General features: G+C 34.8%; 20 protein-coding genes and 1 riboswitch. Of the genes, 15 read left to right on the top strand and 5 right to left on the bottom strand.

Translation table 11 applies throughout. From position 1 onward, the window contains the following. Window positions 1–15 precede the first annotated feature (15 nt). The 14 genes from BK585_RS11070 to BK585_RS11005 all read left to right on the top strand — a co-directional run bounded on the left by BK585_RS11070 (window position 16) and on the right by BK585_RS11005 (window position 12,176). Window positions 16–1,143, top strand: coding sequence for an MBL fold metallo-hydrolase (locus tag BK585_RS11070; RefSeq protein WP_078553509.1), 1,128 nt, complete (start codon window positions 16–18; stop codon window positions 1,141–1,143). Window positions 1,144–1,164: 21 nt separating this feature from the next. Beyond that, window positions 1,165–1,419, top strand: a complete 255-nt coding sequence (locus BK585_RS11065) for a sulfurtransferase TusA family protein (RefSeq protein WP_078553508.1) — start codon at window positions 1,165–1,167, stop codon at window positions 1,417–1,419. A gap of 146 nt (window positions 1,420–1,565) precedes the next feature. Then, window positions 1,566–2,756, top strand: coding sequence for an RtcB family protein (locus BK585_RS11060; protein ID WP_078553507.1), 1,191 nt, complete (start codon window positions 1,566–1,568; stop codon window positions 2,754–2,756). Between the two features lie 116 nt (window positions 2,757–2,872). Beyond that, the gene (locus BK585_RS11055) at window positions 2,873–3,478 is read left to right on the top strand and encodes a VanZ family protein (protein WP_078553506.1); all 606 of its coding nucleotides are present in this window, start codon (window positions 2,873–2,875) and stop codon (window positions 3,476–3,478) included. A 308-nt stretch (window positions 3,479–3,786) separates the two neighbouring features. Continuing rightward, window positions 3,787–4,245 (top strand): DinB family protein, encoded by a 459-nt coding sequence (locus BK585_RS11050; RefSeq protein ID WP_078553505.1) that lies wholly within the window; start codon window positions 3,787–3,789, stop codon window positions 4,243–4,245. 317 nt (window positions 4,246–4,562) lie between these two features. Next, a complete protein-coding gene (locus BK585_RS11045) occupies window positions 4,563–4,862 on the top strand; it encodes a CD3324 family protein (RefSeq protein WP_078553504.1) in 300 nt (99 codons plus the stop codon). A 283-nt stretch (window positions 4,863–5,145) separates the two neighbouring features. Next, on the top strand, window positions 5,146–5,718 hold the full coding sequence (locus BK585_RS11040; RefSeq protein ID WP_078553503.1) for a GNAT family N-acetyltransferase: 573 nt from the start codon (window positions 5,146–5,148) through the stop codon (window positions 5,716–5,718). 52 nt (window positions 5,719–5,770) lie between these two features. After that, window positions 5,771–6,790, top strand: coding sequence for a phosphotransferase enzyme family protein (locus BK585_RS11035; protein WP_078553502.1), 1,020 nt, complete (start codon window positions 5,771–5,773; stop codon window positions 6,788–6,790). A 131-nt stretch (window positions 6,791–6,921) separates the two neighbouring features. After that, window positions 6,922–7,479 (top strand): hypothetical protein, encoded by a 558-nt coding sequence (locus tag BK585_RS11030; RefSeq protein ID WP_078553501.1) that lies wholly within the window; start codon window positions 6,922–6,924, stop codon window positions 7,477–7,479. A gap of 109 nt (window positions 7,480–7,588) precedes the next feature. Further along, complete coding sequence (locus BK585_RS11025; RefSeq protein ID WP_078553500.1) at window positions 7,589–7,951, top strand: hypothetical protein; 363 nt, start codon at window positions 7,589–7,591, stop codon at window positions 7,949–7,951. A gap of 338 nt (window positions 7,952–8,289) precedes the next feature. Further along, a riboswitch (ZMP/ZTP riboswitch) is annotated at window positions 8,290–8,368 on the top strand. 45 nt (window positions 8,369–8,413) lie between these two features. Next, on the top strand, window positions 8,414–9,028 hold the full coding sequence (locus BK585_RS11020; RefSeq protein WP_078553499.1) for a DJ-1/PfpI family protein: 615 nt from the start codon (window positions 8,414–8,416) through the stop codon (window positions 9,026–9,028). Window positions 9,029–9,051: 23 nt separating this feature from the next. Continuing rightward, window positions 9,052–10,014, top strand: coding sequence for a helix-turn-helix transcriptional regulator (locus tag BK585_RS11015; RefSeq protein WP_078553498.1), 963 nt, complete (start codon window positions 9,052–9,054; stop codon window positions 10,012–10,014). Between the two features lie 74 nt (window positions 10,015–10,088). Then, on the top strand, window positions 10,089–10,721 hold the full coding sequence (locus tag BK585_RS11010) for a type 1 glutamine amidotransferase family protein (RefSeq protein ID WP_078553497.1): 633 nt from the start codon (window positions 10,089–10,091) through the stop codon (window positions 10,719–10,721). Window positions 10,722–10,982: 261 nt separating this feature from the next. Then, complete coding sequence (locus tag BK585_RS11005) at window positions 10,983–12,176, top strand: ABC transporter permease (protein ID WP_170885544.1); 1,194 nt, start codon at window positions 10,983–10,985, stop codon at window positions 12,174–12,176. Window positions 12,177–12,429: 253 nt separating this feature from the next. Here BK585_RS11005 and BK585_RS24010 read toward each other — a convergent pair whose 3' ends face one another. The 3 genes from BK585_RS24010 to BK585_RS10995 form a co-directional block, all read right to left on the bottom strand. After that, complete coding sequence (locus tag BK585_RS24010) at window positions 12,430–12,594, bottom strand: hypothetical protein (protein ID WP_170885543.1); 165 nt, start codon at window positions 12,592–12,594, stop codon at window positions 12,430–12,432. A gap of 596 nt (window positions 12,595–13,190) precedes the next feature. Further along, on the bottom strand, window positions 13,191–14,576 hold the full coding sequence (locus BK585_RS11000; protein ID WP_078553495.1) for an Asp-tRNA(Asn)/Glu-tRNA(Gln) amidotransferase GatCAB subunit A: 1,386 nt from the start codon (window positions 14,574–14,576) through the stop codon (window positions 13,191–13,193). Next, entirely contained in the window at window positions 14,573–14,758 is a 186-nt protein-coding gene (locus tag BK585_RS10995; protein WP_078553494.1) for a hypothetical protein, read from the bottom strand. Before BK585_RS10995 ends, BK585_RS11000 begins: the two co-directional genes overlap by 4 nt. A gap of 478 nt (window positions 14,759–15,236) precedes the next feature. Between BK585_RS10995 and BK585_RS10990 the strand changes: the two genes are divergently transcribed. After that, window positions 15,237–15,593: a VOC family protein gene (locus BK585_RS10990; RefSeq protein ID WP_078553493.1), complete on the top strand. Its 357-nt coding sequence runs from the start codon at window positions 15,237–15,239 to the stop codon at window positions 15,591–15,593. A gap of 125 nt (window positions 15,594–15,718) precedes the next feature. Here the strand turns inward: BK585_RS10990 and BK585_RS10985 are convergent, their stop codons facing one another. Both BK585_RS10985 and BK585_RS10980 read right to left on the bottom strand, forming a co-directional pair. Then, the gene (locus tag BK585_RS10985) at window positions 15,719–17,467 is read right to left on the bottom strand and encodes an ABC transporter ATP-binding protein (protein WP_078553492.1); all 1,749 of its coding nucleotides are present in this window, start codon (window positions 17,465–17,467) and stop codon (window positions 15,719–15,721) included. A gap of 20 nt (window positions 17,468–17,487) precedes the next feature. Beyond that, the gene (locus tag BK585_RS10980; RefSeq protein ID WP_170885542.1) at window positions 17,488–19,245 is read right to left on the bottom strand and encodes an ABC transporter ATP-binding protein; all 1,758 of its coding nucleotides are present in this window, start codon (window positions 19,243–19,245) and stop codon (window positions 17,488–17,490) included. Window positions 19,246–19,317 lie beyond the last annotated feature (72 nt).

Below are 19,317 nucleotides of genomic sequence, written 5' to 3'. Positions count from 1 at the left end.
TAGGGGGTATGTGTGATGACAGTAAGTGCAATGAGTTCCAAAGAGGTAGCTTTAAAAGTTATTGAAAAAAAACCATTATTTATTTTAGATATTCGCAATGAAAATGACTTCACTGATTGGAAAATTGAAGGTGAAGCATTTGAATATGTTAACATTCCATATTTTGAATTACTTGTTGGGGTAGAGACGATACTTGACCTCATCCCCACTACAAAAGACGTGCTAGTGGTTTGTGCTAAAGAGGGTTCTTCGATAATGATAGCTGATATGCTATCAGATGCGGAACTGTCAGTTTTTTATCTTGAGGGTGGAATGAAGGCATGGAGTGAATATTTACAGCCAGTAAGAATCGGAACATTGACTAATGGTGGGGAATTATTTCAGTTTGTTCGCCATGGTAAAGGATGCCTTTCGTATATGATCATCTCTAACGGTGAAGCGGCTATTGTAGATGCAACCCGTATGGTAGACGTATATATTGAATTTGCTAAAAAAGTTGGAGCGACAATTACGCAAGTTTTTGATACACATTTACATGCGGACCATATATCTGGTGGAAGGGAAATCTCAGCATTAACAGGAGCAACGTATTGGTTGCCTCCAAAGGATGCGGAAGAAGTTGAATTTGAGTATCAACCAATAGAAAATGGAATCGCAATAGATGTTGGTCATTCATCAATAACGATGGAAGCTCTGTACTCACCAGGTCACACTATTGGGTCAACTTCTTTTATCATAGATAATCACTATTTATTAACAGGTGATATATTATTTATTGATTCTATTGGACGTCCTGATTTAGCTGGGATGGCAGATGACTGGGTAAATGATTTACGAGAGTCCCTTTATATCCGTTATAGAGAGCTTTCAAAAGAATTACTCGTATTACCTGCACACTTCATGGGTAGTAAAGAATTAAACCATGATGGAAGTGTATCCAGGAAGTTAGGTACATTATTTAGTAAAAACCATGGTTTAAATATAAATGATGAAAATCAATTTAGAAAAGTTGTTACTGAAGATTTACCACCTCAACCCAATGCCTATCAAGAAATACGACAAATTAATATGGGAAAATTCACAACAGATGAGGAAACACAACGAGAAATGGAAATCGGTCCAAACCGATGTGCCGTTAGATAAAAAAGATTAGGGGGAAGAACAATGAAATCAGATAGAGTAGTTGATACGAAAGGGCTAGCATGTCCGATGCCAATTGTTAAAACTAAAAAAGCCATGCTAGATCTCGAAGCAGGACAAATCTTAGAAATTCACGCAACAGATAAAGGAGCAAAAAGTGATCTAGCCGCATGGGCCAAATCACAAGGTCATGACCTTTTAGCACAAGAAGAAGCCGCCGGTTTGTTTATATTTTGGCTAAAAAAAAATAAGAGATTGAAGTATAAAGTAATCAGTTAAATTGTGGCCGAAACAAAGGCAGGAAACATCCTTTGTTTCGGCTTCTTTGTATTCACGTAATTTAAATATATCCACATTATGTAAAAACAAGTATAATCAAAATAGGTAACAGCTGGTTAAGTTTAGGTAAAAAGGGGTTGCCAGAAATGATAGAGTTAGTTGGAAAATACAATCAAGCGAAAGTTTTCACTGACAATGTAGAAAAAACGGCTATGAATCAAATTATCGAGCTATGTAACCAAGAATTCGCTAAGGATAGTCAAATTCGAATCATGCCTGATACACATGCAGGTGCCGGTTGTACAATTGGTACAACGATGACAATACAAGATAAAATCGTTCCAAATCTAGTCGGAGTTGATATTGGGTGCGGCATGGAAGTGGCCATTATAGAAAAGCATAAAAATGAGGTTAGCTTTGAGCAATTGGATGATGTCATCCGAAAGCATGTTCCGTTTGGCTTTAGTACAAGAAGTAACGCGAAACGTCATCGCTTTGAGAAACATATTTCGTTTTCAGAGGTGCGTGCTCCTTTTAAAGAAGATAGAGCAAGGGACTCTATTGGAACACTTGGTGGAGGAAATCATTTTATTGAAATCAATGAACTTAATGACCAAATCGTTCTTGTCATCCACTCTGGTTCTCGTAATCTAGGAAAACAAATAGCAGAGTATTATCAAAATCGAGCATACGATGAGTTAATGGACATCAGGCAAGAGAAAAATGAACTGATTGCAAAATTAAAAGCAGAAGGCAAAACTGTCGAAATTCCAGAAGCATTAAATAATATTACAAGTCCAAAAATCAACAAAGACTTAGCATATTTACAAGGACAATCCTTTGAAGATTATATGAATGATATGAAAATTGCTCAGGTTTATGCTACATATAACCGAAAGGCAATGGTAGATGAAATTGTAACGCATATGAACTGGAAGATAGTCGATGGTTTCACTACGATTCATAACTATATTGATATAGAGAATATGATTCTTCGAAAAGGGGCTATTTCAGCACAAAAAGGAGAACGAGTCATCATCCCTATTAATATGAGGGATGGAAGCATTATTGCGACTGGAAAAGGAAATCCAGATTGGAACTATTCTGGCCCACATGGAGCCGGAAGAATACTAAGCCGTTCAAAAGCAAAACAAACGTTACGTATAGATGATTTTAAAGAGACGATGAATGGAATCTGGAGTACATCAGTCACAGAAAGCACACTTGATGAATCCCCTATGGCTTACAAGCCAATCGAAGAAATCGTGGATAATGTAGGAGACGCCGTTGAAATCAATCATATTATGAAACCACTTTATAATTTTAAAGCGAATTAGTAGTAGATAAATCTTTATTCAACTAATGAGGAAGTAGAGTTTAAGAAGAGGTATAGAAAAATGGAAAAATGATTCATTAATTATGTTACTTTTTTAAAGTAGGTGTGATTATCTTTATGGAAGAAACGAATATTATCCAGGGAGTAAGTATAAGTTTAAAATTACCTATACAAATAATATTGATAGCTATTTTTGTCATTATCTATGTTATAAGAAATCGAAAACAATGGAAATGGTTTAATTTGTTGGTTTATACTACTTTTTTATTTTACTTATTGAACGTAATTAATTTGACTATTTTCCCGCTTGATTTTATGTTCACAGAGGAAGCCAAAAGTATTGTTTCACACGAGGTAAATATTAATATTATTCCATTTTATAGTATTATCGGATCGTTTAATGTGGGGATGATACAATCCATTTGGCAAAATGGTGGAAACCTTATATTATTATTTCCTTTAGGTTTATACCTACCTTTCATTATTAATAAACGCTTAAGTTATAAAAAGGTTTTATTGTTTGCCTGTTTAGTAACTCTAACAATTGAAGTTTTTCAAGGCATAGTTGGTGTTTTAGGTTACAATCACCGTACAGTGGATATAGATGATGTTTTATTAAATACAATTGGGTGTATGCTTGGATATTTTATCATAAATAAAATTATACCTATGTTTAGAAAAACTAGATTAATTAATAGATTTCCTTCTAATGGGTATTCCTGAGAAAACACTGTCTAGAATCTTTTAAACTAACGGATGCAATACTTCAAGGAAAAATTAAGCTATAAGCGGATTAGCAACCAGCGTGATTATATGGTAATTGAATTGAACGGATATTTTTATCAAGTTTTACGTACATCGTGAAATAAGTTGACGCTGCTGTTGTGGTGCTAACGAGGAAGATAGTTTAGTAGAGCAACAAACACTGTAAAATAAAAAGGTGTTTGTTTTTGTTCTATTTCCACTCTTTCACATTGGAGTTTTTGATTTTTATTGATGATTACGAATAGGAAGTAAGGGAGAGAAGAATGATGAGAGAAGAACAACTATTTGAACAGATGAAGTTGTGGCGTAATTGGACTGTTGAGTTTCTTAGAACAATTCCTGAAGACCTTACAGACCGAATTCCAAAAGGTCATAATAACAGTATACGCTGGAATGCTGGTCATATTTTAGTAGGATGGGATCACACAATGTTTCCATCAGTCAATAAGGAGAGGCAAATGCCTCTATCATATCACTTACTATTTCCTAGTGGGAGTAAACCAGAAACTTGGGCAGAACAACCTCCGTCAATGAATGAGATAATAACACACCTTGAAGAACAACCTATTAGTATTGAACAAGCGTGTAAAGGCCACCTTGATCAACCACTTAATGAACCTTTCTTAGGTATGAAAACATTAGGTGACATGGTTGTATTCCATATGAATCATGAAAGTCTACATATGGGGATAATTAAAAGTATGACGCAAGTGCTAAAAAGATAAAAGTATTAATTGTTGGACAAAGGGCGATTGTTCTATAAGAGCAATCGTTTCTGGAGCTAATGATGTGGAGGAAAAAATAAATCGGGTGTGGAATAAATAGAAAATGAAAGGGACTTCAAAAAAATTAAGGGTGGTGAAACAAAATGATGGAGAAAAGGCATTTTGCAAGTTTTACCGTTCGCTCCAAACAAAGACTACAAAACGTGTAGGCCATACTTTGTTTGGAGCCTAATTCATATGAATAATATTGATTCATTGTCTCCGGCTTTGTAGTCTTTGTTTCTATCTGAAAGGAACATTTTGGAAGGAGCAAAGCGATGAAATATTACAAAACCGAAAATGTGTTACCTGAAAAACTTATTACGTTAATTCAAGAATATATTGATGGTGGATATATTTATATACCGAAGAAACAAGAATCACACAAAGCTTGGGGAGAAAATAGCGGGACGAAAAGCTATATCTATAAAAGAAACCAAACTATTTTCTGTCGCTATCAGTCAGGAGTGTCCACTACGCAATTGGCGAAGGAAAACTATCTCTCTGAATCAAGTATTCGGAGAATCGTTAGCCAAGAGAAGAAGCGTGCTTTTAGTACGTGCTCAAGTTTAAGGTAGAAACATTCTTGAACAGGGCTATTTATAGTAATTGTGTTACAGTTAATTTTGTAGCGTAGAGTAAAAGAATTAATGTTTTATAAAAACGAAAGATGCTACTAACTGCCATGTATGAGCGGTTAAAGCATCTTTTTTTGCATACATTATCAATTTTCAAAAGTTTAGTAGGTATTGCGACCGAGTAACAATTTGCGCTTTAAAAGTTTAACAAACTATAATGCATTATTTGACAATTGTATAAAAATCTACATAGGATTTTATGTCAAATTGAAAGGAGAAGTCTATGAAAATTGACGTTCAATTAACAGATAAAAATCAAGCATATATTATAAAAAATTTATATCCTTTGTACTTACATGACTTATCAGGACATTATGGTAATAAACCAAATGTTCATGGCGTTTTTGAGGATAGTGACGATTTTCGAACATTAAACGACCAGTATGACGTTCAAAATATATGGTGGGAAAAACCAGAGATCTTATTCCCCTACTTAATTTTAGTTGATGGAATACCAGCAGGATTTGTTCGAATAGCGACCCCGCCTCATTGTAACAAAGGGATTGACTATTTTGTTAGTGATTTCTTTTTACTTCAGTCATTTAGGGGCAAAGGTATTGCTGAAAGGGCAGCAAATCTAGTATTCGAACAATTTATTGGAAACTGGGAGCTGTTTACGAATCCTTTAGAGAAAAACATAGTTGGGCAAAGTTTTTGGAGGAAGACCATTTCAAATTACACGAATGGAGCTTTCATTGAGGAAAAAGGAGAAACATTCGATGGATATAAACTCATCTTTCGCTTTAATAATACTGGAAAACGCACCGGGTTACATAGAGTGTTAAGAAAAACATGAGGATTTAGCCTATTTTCTTACCATTATATAAATATAGCAGGGGGATAGAAAAATGAAAGATTTTTTTAGATTTGATACGGATAATGAACGGCAGGAGTTATTAGTCAGAGCAAGGAGAGTCGCTTTATCAGCAATTCAACAGTATGACTTAGAATGGGATAGCATTCACTTTATCCAATTATCCGATACGATCACGTATAAAATTGAAACGAGTACGGATAACAATTATTTGCTACGCATTCATTCGGACCGATTGAGCAAAGAGGAAATTCGCTCAGAACTCCTACTGTTAGAAACACTAAACAAATCGAATGACTTAAATGTACCAGAAGGGATAGCTAGTTGTGATGGTAATTATGTATTGGACATCGAAACAGATATAGGATATAGACGTCCATTTGTAACGATGATGCGGTGGATAGAGGGTGAACATGCAACAGGTGAATTTACGGATAGTAATGCTTATAAAATGGGCGTATTAATGGCTAAGATCCATGCAACAGCAAATGATTTCAATTCACCGCCTGATTTTAAAAGACCTACATGGGGAGTAGAAAGTTTTAAACGGGCAATGACTAAGTTGGAACGTTATTATGAACGTTTTTTATCCAAAGAGGAATGGAAGTTGTATCAAGATGCAGCTGAGAAGGTTGTGTCCCAACTTACCACTATGCAACCAAGTGATCAAAACTATGGGCTTATTCATGCTGATCTACATACCGGTAATATGGTATTTAAGGATAACCAACCCTATCCGATTGATTTTGGAAGATGTGGATACGGATTTTACCTCTACGATGTGGCAGGCACTATATTGGAACTTTGGCCGAAGCATCGATGGATGTTTATACAAGGTTACGAGAGTATTAGGAAGTTGGAAACGGACTACATTCGGGAACTTGAATGTTTTTTCGTCATGTTCATGATCGAGAACTACTGTAATCATGCCTCTGACCCAAGAGAAACAGCAAATTTAATTGATGAACAAAAATATGCCCAAGCCTACATAAGAGAATATGTAAATGGTAATCCATTCTTATTCGAAGTGATTGAACCTGTAAATATGGATTAATACTCATCCATTAATCGAGTAGTTGGGTTGTGAATAAGTAGTTTAGTGAATAAGATTCATACTTTTTGTTGCCATTATGAAACTTATGCTAAGTAAAGTTCGTCGTATAGTTAAAAAGGGGGACAAATAATATGAAGATGTTTCATTTTTGGGGTTTAATCGTCATTTTATTATTGTCATTATTAGGGTGTCAGCAAAATTTAGGATTGGCAGATGACCCTAATTCACAAAATGAGTTAGAAGGTTTTGTTGAACCTGAACCATCAGATTGGGTGGATTATACAAAGCCTATAAGAGAGTATATGTTTCATAAAACTCAAGCAGTAATACATAATGATATAAACATTCTTTGGGTAAGGTACCCACTATTACAAGAGAACATTGATAGTGAAAAAGGTATAAATGTAGAAAAAAATGAGGTTGAATCCTTAAATCAAGGTTTTAGGTTAGTGGATGCCAATTACAATATCGAAAGTTATGACCGAATTAAGGTGAAGGCTATAAATGATAACGAAGTTGTAGTTCAGGTCCACGGAAGCATGGTTTATTTGAGAGATGACTTCGACGAATCTGGCGGGGAATATTTAATGAAGATCTTCTTAAAACAGAATGATAATCAATGGACCGTAGTAAAAACTGATGAATACACGTTATCTGAATACAAAGAATGGTTAGAAGAAAATGATTAATAACGCCCTATTAAGTTAACTGAGCGAATTCTAAATAGGGAGATTCGCCTTTTTGAAGTAAAGAGCAGTAATGTTGAATATGGCATAAAAATATTATTGGGGTAATTTTATGAGAAAAGTGACAATCATTTTTGTACTTTTATTAGTTTTAGTTGGTTGTATTCAAGAAAACAAACAAGTTGAAACTCCTTCAAATACAAAAGAATCTGTAACTGTAAAACAGGAAGAAAAAAATCCAGATTATTATAATGTCTTTATCTATGAGGTTAGAGAAACAAGCATTCTTATTGCTCCACCTGCTACCGACCCAGAGGCTTCTTATCCTGTTTACGAAATATTTATTGACCAAAATACGAAAATAGAAGGTAGTAAAGATAAGTTCGAGGATTTAACAGAGGACGATGATGTTAAGGTATGGGTAAAACCTAAAGGTGATGGTAAAGAGTTTGCAAAAAAAATTGTTATTAATTAGTATTTGTTATTTCATTAACGGATGGATTACTTTAACATGGTATCACTTGTCTTGTTGAGTTAACGAAAGTGGATTTGAAGTAAATGATGAAGGAAATAACCATACAATTAATAAAACAGTAAAAAGGATAAATTCGTACCACATCAAGTTTCTTTTTATAAAGAAGATATTCAAAAAATACAGGAACATATACGATAAAATTTCTTTGTTTCATTAACTGAGAGTGCTAGCAGAACAACGGCTATCGCTTAACGTGCTAACGGGGCAAAATAGTACAAGAAGAATATATCAGTTGTAGTTTTCTGATTATTGTGATATAAGTTACATAATAGGAATTTTCTGGTGTGTATAACTGGCGTAACGTGGTTTACCACGAGGGAATACATACTTATATAGCCGTACGCCTGGGCAAAGCATTTGATTTTTTCAAATGCTTTTTATTATTTTCAGGGAGATGAGCAAATGGAAAGTGGTAAAATTTGTAGGAATGTTGCAATCTTTATTTATGAAAATGTAGAAATCTTAGATTTTACAGGACCATATGAGGTTTTTATTACTGGGAGTGATAGAGGAAAAGATTTCAATGTCTTTACAGTTGCTGAAAATGAACAGCCAGTAATAGCTTTGGGAAATTTAAGTATTAATCCGAATTATTCAATAAAAAATTGCCCTCTTCCAGATATTTTAATTATACCTGGGGGATGGGGTGCAAGAAAGGAAATGAAAAATGAAACAATAATAAATTGGATTGAAAACGTCTCTAATGATACTGAGCTTGTTTTATCTGTTTGCACTGGTGCGTTAATACTTGCGAAAACGAACCTTATAAATGGTTTAAAACTCACAACAAATCGTTTGGCATATAATGAATTAGAAGAAGTAATACCTAAATCTTCAGAACTATTGGAAGAAGTTCGATATGTTGATAATGGTAAGTTTATCTTTTCAGCTGGTGTATCAGCGGGTATAGATATGTCTTTGTATGTGATTCAAAAATTATTAGGGGAACAACGAGCATTAAAAACAGCAGCAATAATGGAATATGAATGGAATAAATCCAAATATTATAGAAAATAATCTTCAGATAGAGGTGAAATTATTTGCCTAAAATTGACAATATGTTAGCAATTCTATGGATGCTTCGTTCAGGTGAAAAAATAACTGCAAAACAAATCTCAGAAAAGCTAGAGATGAATATAAGGACTGTGTACCGTTATATTGATACAATTTCAACAAGTGGAGTACCAATAATTTCAGAACCAGGACATAACGGTGGGTACACTTTATTGAACAATTTTATTGAGGCTCCTCTTTTTTTTGATACTGAGGAGCAAACTTCACTGTTTCACGCTGCTGTTTTTGCGGAAGAGGCAGGATATTATGGAGGTGAAGCACTAAATAGAGCCATTTCAAAACTAAGTAAATACTCAAATCAAGAGCAGGAAACAAAGGTAAACCAACATTTAACTAGTCTCGAAGTAATAAGTCGATTAAATTCACTCACTATGGAACCTTTTTTGAAGGATTTGGAACAGGCCGTAGCTGACGGGTACTCAGTAAAAATTCTTTACCATAAAAGTGGCGAAAAGCAAGTAAATTATAGATTGGTCAATCCGTACAGAATGATCTATTGGAATCATAAGTGGTATGTGATTGGATTTTGTCATCTTAGGAATGATATCCGTAATTTTAGAATAGATCGAATTGAAAGTCTAATGCTAACCGAAAATAAGTTTAACCGGCCAGAAAACTTTTCAGCACGTGATTTTTTTCTAAAAAGTCTTCTTCCAACTATAGAAGATAAGGAAGGGAATATTTCTTTGGTTATTAGTGGGGATAAAAGTGTATTGGCTGATATCTCCCAACATTGGTTTTTAGGACATTATTTAAAAGAACGGACTTCAAATCAAGCAGTTTTTCTTCTTGAAAATGATATGCTACATACCTATGTACCTTATTTACTTTTACCGTACAATAAATCTATTAAAATTATTGAGCCAATAAGTCTTAAGAAGAAACTTATTGAGGTTCTGTCGGAATTAATAATATTTCATCAAGAATGATAACTTCCCTGACGTTAACTGTCAGGGAAGTTTTATTATAATAGCATTATCAATCGTGATTGGAGTGTTATTGGATGCAAACAAAAAACGTTTTTCTATATGTATTTAATACAATGTCAGACTGGGAATATGGATATTTAATTGCAGAACTCAACTCAGGAAGATATTTCAAAAAAGAGTTAGCACCTTTAAGAGTAATTACAGTAGGAGCTAATAAAGAAATGATTACGACTATGGGAGGACTGAGCATAAAACCTGATATTTCCCTTGATGAATGCACTCTTGAGAGTAAAGATCTTATTATTTTACCCGGAGGGACTACTTGGAGTGAAGAAATTCATCAACCTATCTTGGAAAAGATTGGCCAAGCTTTAAAACTTGGTACTATTGTTGCTGCAATTTGTGGTGCAGCTGATGCCCTCGCGAATATGGGATACTTAGATACTAGAAAGCATACAAGTAATAACTTAGATTATACTAAAATGGTATGTCCTAACTATAAAGGAGAAAAGTTCTATGAGTTGGCATCTGCCGTATCTGATGGGAATTTAGTTACTGCATCAGGAATAGCGCCTCTAGAATTTGCTATGGAGGTACTAAAAAAAATTGATGTATTTACACCAGATGTATTACATTCATGGTATAACCTAAATAAGACTCATAAACCTGAATACTTCTTCCAGTTAATGAATTCAATAAATAAATGAGGTAATCGATAAGCTCAATTTCTCTATTTTGATTTGTAGAGAAATTAGGCTTTTTTCTTTTCTTGTTGATGTAAAATGCAGAATATTTTAATAAGCTAGTGGAATTTTATGTTAAAATATAGTATTAGTTTTACATAGGGAGGAAGCCTTTAGGAAATGGTCACAGAGTAAAGCAATTTTTTCATTGCATAGAGTAAAGATAGATGAAATAGTTAATGTTTCTATGTTATTTAAAAAATTCATGAAAGCATGGGTATGTTTATGGATATAAAAACATTATGGAGTGTAAGGGTTCAGGAATTTTATAGAAAAATGTTCAGATACTATTCAATAATTGGCGCGAATGTTGTTTATTTTTTTCTGGTCATTGGTAGTATCTCTATTTATTACTTTAATTTATTTCTTCAGTGGATACCTTCTCAGATATCTGTTGAAGTAATTTTAGCCGTATTGATAACTATCTTTTCGATGCGAACGAACATTCGAACGTTTGTTAAAAGGGCAGATATAATATTTTTGTTGCCATTAGAAGAGAAATTAAAGTCGTATTTTATTAAATCACTTGTATATAGTTTTACTATTAATATTATTAAATTGCTTAGTTTTATTACGATTTTCGTATCGCTATTTTTACACACATTTAATATGTATCTTCCTATTTTTTTAGTCATAGTAGGGATTGTTTCTTTTAACATTTTAATGAAGTGGACTGAACAGTGGTTAGAGAATCGTGTACAATTTTTTTTACATAGGTTAAATAGGTTACTTTCAATATATTTAATGAGTTATTTTCTGTTTAATGATGACTGGACTTTTGTGCTTGTTTTATTGGGTGTAAATTTCGTGTATTTAATTTATTTTATAGAAAGAAAAAAAACTCTGAATTGGCAGTGGTTAATAGATGAAGAAGAAAGTGCCATATTAAGAAACTATAAATTTATTAATTTTTTCATGGATGTCCCCAATCTTAAACGTTCTTTTCGAAGTAGACGTTGGCTTACTATGATTGTAAAAAAGTGTATCCCATATAGTCAAAGTAGTACATTCATATATTTATATTCACATTTGTTTATAAGATATAATGATTACTTTTACCTTTATCTAAGACTAACTGTAATTGGTCTATTAGTTAATTATGCTATGCCAACAAGTGGTTGGTTTATTACTCTCCTAATTTTATTTGCGACTGGATTGCAAGTAATTCCACTACAAAATGAAATTAAAGAAAGTGTGTTACTGTATCCTATTTCTAAATCACAGATGAAAGATTCTTTCCAAAAGTTTGTCTTGGTTATAATATATGCACAATTTTTCACTCTATATTTCGCCCTGTTTATTCATACTTCTACTGCTAAGATATACTATCTTGTAATTGGATGTTTATTTGTTTATATATTTGTATGTTTTCTTATATCTAAGAGGGGCAATGTTTTAGGTACTTCCTTTAAAGAATAGCCTGGATTTAACTAACGGGGTATTGATTACAGACTTTTTACCAATACATAGATTAACCATTGTATTACGCTGTAGACCATTACTGTGCAGCAAAATAGTGAAAGAAATTTTTTGTTTTGTATCGCTTAAGAGGAAAAATGTACAAAAAAAATAAATAAAAAGAAATGATAAGGGACGGACGTACAAGGATGTTAGCCCTAGGATTAAACATTTCTTTTTATTTAAGAATTACTAATAAATGATAATTTAAAGGCTAATTGTTATTTACGCCTTTATCTAAGCTATCAATATGAACAAGAATTGTTGTATGTGCACTAGCAAAGCTGCTTTCCACTAATTCACAGCCACCATTGCTGTATATCCAAAGAATTTGGTATTCTTTACCTTCAAAGTATACAATATCACCTATTTGAAACATTAACCCTCCTGTAAAGACCTAGGGCTAACATATTAACCATATAGTAAATAAGGGTAATTAGATATAGGTCTAACGTCCTGTGTGATATGCATGTTCAACTATTAGTTGAAATTTTATTGGTATGTTTATTCGATAAATATTACAAATGGCCGCTTATTTTAAATAAAAAATACTAAAAAACAACAGAGCTATTTACTTCACAGTACAACGAAACTATTCAGTAGAAAATAATCCATAACTAGCACGATTGTGGAAAACTTATGCTTAATTCCTCGGTAAAATAAGGAGGATTAGGCTTTTCACTTCAAAATAGTTGGCATACTTCTAACGGCATATGCGTTGGGTAGTCTGTTAAATTCCTTGGTGTAAAGTGTAAAAAGATGGAAAGGGTTGTAAAACACCTTGAATGAATTCAGGGCATAGTTCAATAAGGTAAGAAAATATGAAGAGGTTAAGACATAAGGTTGTTTTTTTTCCTTTTGTCTTAACCTCTTAGCATTGAGCGAAACCGCCACCATCTATTAAAACCCGTTGGGAGTGGGTTTTCTCACAACGGGTTTTGTGACCAGTGAAGCCATAGAGCATGTTTTAGTGTTTTACATGGTAACACGGAGAGGGTCCGTTTGTTCCCAAGCGCTAGCCACTTGAAGCAATAATTGTTCTGATAAATGGTTTCCCATGAACTGCATTCCTACAGGTACCCCACATGAACACAAGCCCATAGGTACAGCAAGACTTGGGATTCCTGAAAGAGCAGGTGGAGCAGTGAATGGCATCGATTTCCTTGTGATTTCTAAATTTTGTTCATCCCAGTTCTCAGAAAATCTAGGTGTAGTTATAGGTACAGACGGACCTACCAACACATCAACTTCTTGAAATGCGTTCTTAATCGCTTTTATTAACTCTCTTCGGATTTGTTGCGCTCTAACATATTGAGGACTCGTGGTAACCGCACCCGCTTGGAAAAATATCCGAACATCAGGTGCATATTGTTCCGATTTTGTTTGAAGCCATTCATAATGATAAGCCGATGCTTCACCGGTTGTGACAACATATGATGCAAAAGAGGCGAGTGAGAGTTCTGGTATCTTTATTTCTTTTACTTCTGCTCCTAGGTTTTTAAGTGTATTGACCGCTTGATTAAAGAGTTTGCTAACTTCTGGGTCGAGACCTTCTAGAAATGCAGTAGGAATCCCAACCTTCAGGCCTTGAATACCTTGATTCAGTGTTTGAGAATACTGTGGTGATGGAACTTTTAAACTAGCTGGATCTTCTGGGTCGTGCCCAGTCATGTATTGTAGCATAAGTGCTAAATCAGAGACCGACCGTGCCATTGGACCTGGATGGTCTAATGACCATGCCAAAGGAGCCACTCCGGTTGTGCTAATCAGTCCGTAAGTAGGCTTTAGTCCATAAACACCACACATTGATGCAGGAACTCTAATAGAACCAAATGTATCTGTACCTGTAGCAAGCGTGGCCATTCCAGCTGCTAACGCTGCACCACTTCCTCCACTTGAACCACCAGGAACATGATTGATATTCCAAGGATTACGCACATGACCATATACAGGGTTCGTATTTGTTAATCCTCCACCAAATTCATGCATGCTCAACTTACCTAACATAATCCCACCAGCATCCATTAATTTTTTTACAGTAAATGCAGTTTCAGAGGGGATATTTTCGGACAATAATTTTGAACCAACAGTTGTTCGAATCCCTTTTGTATCAAAATTATCCTTTATACCAATTGGGATCCCATGAAGAGGACCTTTATAATTTCCTGATATCATCTCTTGTTCAGCTTTCTTTGCTTGGGCTAATGCGACTTCAGGAACAGTCGTAATATAAGCATTGATAACTGGATTCACTTTTTCGATGCGGTTTATGATTTCTTTTGTCACTTCTACAGGAGATATATGATTATGTTTGTATAAAGGACCTAGTTCACTTGCTGTTAACGTGTGTAAATTTGTCATGTTATCATCTCCTGGTCAACAATGGTGAGCGGGACCGTTTCATGTATGTCTGGGAATGCATTCATGTTTACTTGTTCTTTATATATGGTTGAAAGGACTTGATGTATCAAAGGAATTTCTTTTTCATTTACCGACATGTTCTGTCGGCGTAGGATTTCCTTTATTTCGCTAGCGTCAAGCATCACAATTCCTCCTTTTTAGCCTAGGATATTATCACATTATGTTAAGGAAGAGGAGGTGTGCAGGTATTTATTTACACTAAAGGGGAGTAATTTATTTCCTCACTATATCTAAACACAGGAGATTAGTACTAGCACATTCTTAAAGTAAGGCCGTATAAAGCCTATTAAATCGACGTTTTTACAAACAGATAAGATAGATGGGTAGTACATTGACAAATAGGAATTTTGGAATATTTTTATAAATCCTGTAAAATAATTCTTGTTAACAGAACACTTGTTCGTTATACTAATTTCAAGAAACAAACAAACGTTCGTATGACGGGGGAGATGTTGATGTTTAACAAAAGGTTTCGCAAAAGAAAGCTGAAGAAAAAGAAATATGTAGACTATGGAGTTTGGCCGGATATGAAAGGGATAGAGTGCTTTTTCATACTCAAAAATAACAGGTATTTTTAAAATGGAAAAGGAGAACAAATCAATGACTAGTCCAATAGTAAATCATATTGCTGCTACGTTCATTCCAGTAAGTGACATTAACAAATCAAAATGTTGGTATTGCGACATACTTGGTACGCCAGGTGTTGGTGATATCATAAGGGACCGCCTTTATATCATACCTTTACAGCATGAGCATGTCCTCGTGTTAGATAAGAAAATCTACTCCAAAAACGCCATCAAAGATACTCCATTATTTCAACTAAATACCCAAGATATCCACGCTGCGTACCGCTTTTTACTAGAAAAGGAAGTAGAATTTGTGACAAATATTCAAGTAGGACATTGGTTCACATTTAAAGACCCTGATGGCAATATTCTAATGGTTTGTAAAACATAATCTACATAATTAAATCAAGTCAGAATTAGCTATGGTTTAAATATAATAAACCCCAGCAGAAGGAGACGCTGGGGTTTATGTATGGCTTATAGAGTGTGAGTCACTGCCATATAAGAAATAACTTTTTATATAGCGCTATTTACTGAATAGCTTTCCTTTTCTTTCCGCTCTTGTGATTTAATGAGCTCTGCATAAATATGATTATGGGAGAGTAACTCATGATGTGTGCCTTGTTCTACGATTTTACCTTTGTCTAACACTATGATTTCATCCGCATTCTTAATGGTCGATAAGCGGTGGGCGATAATGATAGACGTTTTTCCTTTGCGAAGTTCATCTAGTTCTTGTTGAACGAAGAACTCTGTTTCCTGGTCAAGAGCTGAGGTTGCCTCATCCAATACCAATATTTCTGTATTGCGTAATATAGCTCTGGCAATCGCAAGTCGTTGCCTTTGACCTCCAGATAGTGTAATTCCTCTTTCTCCGATTACGGTATCGTATTGGTCTGGAAGACTTGAAATATACTCATGGATTCTAGCTTTTTTACATATTTCAATCATAGACTCTTCTGATATATTTTCATTACCCAGCAGCAAATTAAAGCGGAGGGTATTAGGGAAGAGGTAAGGTTCTTGAAAGACGACGCTAATTTTATTTCTCCAAGATTTTTCGTTAATCTCACTTAAGTCCAAGTCATTGACGAGAACGGCACCCTCGTTAGGTTTTTGAAAAGCCAATAAAAGCTGTGCAATCGTTGATTTTCCACTTCCACTTTTTCCAACGATGGCCACTTTTTTTCCTATAGGGATGGTGAATGACACTTGGTTTAAAATGTACTCAGGAACTTGTTCATAATGAAAAGAAACTTGAGATAATTGTAACGAATGGATGGGACCCTCTACATCATAGACTCCTTGCTCTGGAAGAGGGCAGTCTAACACATTCCGAATCCGTTCCACGTTTGCTAATCGATTATAAATAAGCATCACCTTGTTAAACATCTCCTGAAAATCAAACATCATCAACGTTGTTAGTTGCAAGACAACGACAAAAGCTCCTGGTGTCATCGCATTTTGAATCACTAAATAACCGCCATATGCTAAGACGACTAACACAGTTCCCCATCGAATCGGGTCACTCACAAACATTTGAAGGTTCATCAATTTCCCTTCATCCATGACACGACTTAAATAGCGAGAAAAGACTTTTTTAAACTTCGATTCTTCCCAGTTCATCCGATTATAGGCTATGACTTCTCGAGTAGAAGATACGCCTTCTTCGAGAACTACCACTAAATCAGATTTCGCTTCATTCACCTGTTTTGAATACAACTTTCCTTTTTCTTTAAAAAAGGAGGTAGCGACTAAATAACATAAACTTGAGAGAATAATGATACCTAATAACATTGGACTCGACCATGCAATGATAATCGCAATGACAATGACTTTAATAGCTTGGTAAAAGAATCTAGGTATTTCTTCACCAAGTAATAGAGCGACATGGGGAATATCCCTTGAAAAATATTGAGAAAATTGTGCGGTTCGTTGTTTTTGAATGGAGCTAATAGGCATTTTGTACATATACAACAAAAACTGTTCTGAAAGCTTATTATCGATTTGGGCTACAGCTTTATGTAACGGTCTTGGTCCAATGGTATAAAACAATGTAAACGTCAGTAAGCAAACAACGAATAATAAAAACAACGGAAAGAATTGTTCTTGTTTTCCCCCTAAAAAGACATTGTCGATAAAATATTGTTGTACGGCAATAATGCCAATATTAGAGACACCTTCAATCGTCATAAAAATAATTCCTAAAGTAAATAACACTTTATGTTGCCAAATATAGTTGAACATCCATTTCACTGTATCCATACATTCATCCTTTCCGCAAATTAACTAACAATGGAATTGGCTTCACTCATGTGATAAAAGTGGCCTTTTAGATTCATTAGTTCTTGATAGGTTCCCATCTCTACAACCCGACCATGATCAACGACTACAATTTTATCTGCATGTTGAATGGTAGAAATTCGATGAGCAACGATAACGGTTGTTCTTCCTTTGGCGAGGTGGGAGAGTGCTCGTTGTACATGAGTTTCACTAATGGTATCAAGAGAGGAGGTTGCTTCATCAAGCAGAACAATCTTTGGGTCCTTCAAAAACATTCTCGCTAACGCTATTCGTTGTTTTTGACCTCCCGATAAATTGATTCCACGTTCTCCAAGTACGGTTTGATATCCATCTGGCAATTCATCGATAAACTCATCTGCATAAGCCGCTTTTGCTGCTGCATAAACTTCTGTTTCATCCGCATCTGGCTTGCCAAATTTAATATTTTCATAGATTGTATCTCCAAATAGAAAGGTTTCTTGAAAAACGTAGCCAAGTGACTCTCGCAAATGGGAAAATGGAATATCCTGAAGGGGACAACCGTCGATTTGAATTTGGCCTTTTGTTACATCATAAAATCTTCCTAATAGCTTTAATATCGTTGTTTTCCCCATACCACTTGTACCAACTAGGGCAACGGTTTCACCAGGTTTAATATGCAAATTGAATCCATTCAGAATATTTGGACTGTTTTCGTTATAGCTAAAGTGAACAGAGTCAAATTTAATTTCACCGGTCACTTGTTTAATTTTCTTGATGTTTTTTCGTTCCTCGACTTCAGGTTTTAATTGATGAAAGTCATAAAGAATAGAAGCTTGTTGCATGAGCACTTGTTGTTCAGTAACTAGCGTGATAACATACGTTAACCTTTGCATCGCTACAAAATAGTAGAGGATAAAGGCGACAATTTCTCCAACAGATAATAGGTTGTTTTGAATTAACCAATACCCATAACCAAAGATGACCATTGCGCCGACATAATAAGAAAAGCGCCTAACCGATTCTCTCCAATATCCAAACCAATACAAAGACAACAATCCGCTGTTTATCGTTTTCTTCTTCGTCATGAACTGCTGTAAATCTTTTTCTTCAGCTCCGTTTGCTCTAAGTTCGACTAATGCCGATATGCTTTCATACGCTTTGTTATTGAAATCAACTCGACTATCCGCTGTACGTTTTGCCCATATCGCGGACCGTCTTTCTAAATAAGGACCTACTAAATAGTAGAGAAAGAAGCAAGGAATCGTGATTAACGTAAGATGAAGACTCGTACTAACCATTAATAGTAATGAGATAATAGAGAAGACGGATAAACCAATCATAGCTGGAAAGTGGTGGCGGTACAGACGTTGTAAGTTTTCAACTTCGGAGTTAATAAGAGCAAGACTCTGACCGACAGGATGTTTTTCAAAATAGGAGAATCCTAAAGAGCGAAGATGTTGAAACATGGTGAATTGCAAGTCTTTTGCAGCCTTTTCTTGAATATTACGTCTGAGAAGGTTGGCTAGCCCGTTCAAACCAATCATTATGATAATAAGGATACCGAGACCGACCAGTATCGAATAAAACAAGCGAGTGTCAGCGTTCGGAATCACGTTATCAATGAACACTTGAATGACTTTTGGTATAAGTAATTCAATACTAGAGGCAAGTATAAAACAGCCAATTAACAATAAAGCTTGCCATTTGTACGGTTTAATAAATGAGAGGACCCATAAATAAACGGTAAAGTTTTTCTTTCGTTCCTTTCGAAGAGACACAATCACACCACCCTATAGATTAAAAATAAAATAAAAGGTAAAAATTGACACGTTATCCTATTTTACCTTTTT

Origin of the sequence: Bacillus alkalicellulosilyticus, from assembly GCF_002019795.1 — a bacterium.
GTDB classification, from domain to species: domain Bacteria; phylum Bacillota; class Bacilli; order Bacillales; family Bacillaceae_F; genus Bacillus_AO; species Bacillus_AO alkalicellulosilyticum.
Note: the sequence above shows the minus strand (reverse complement) of the source record. Positions and strands in the feature narration are given on the sequence as shown.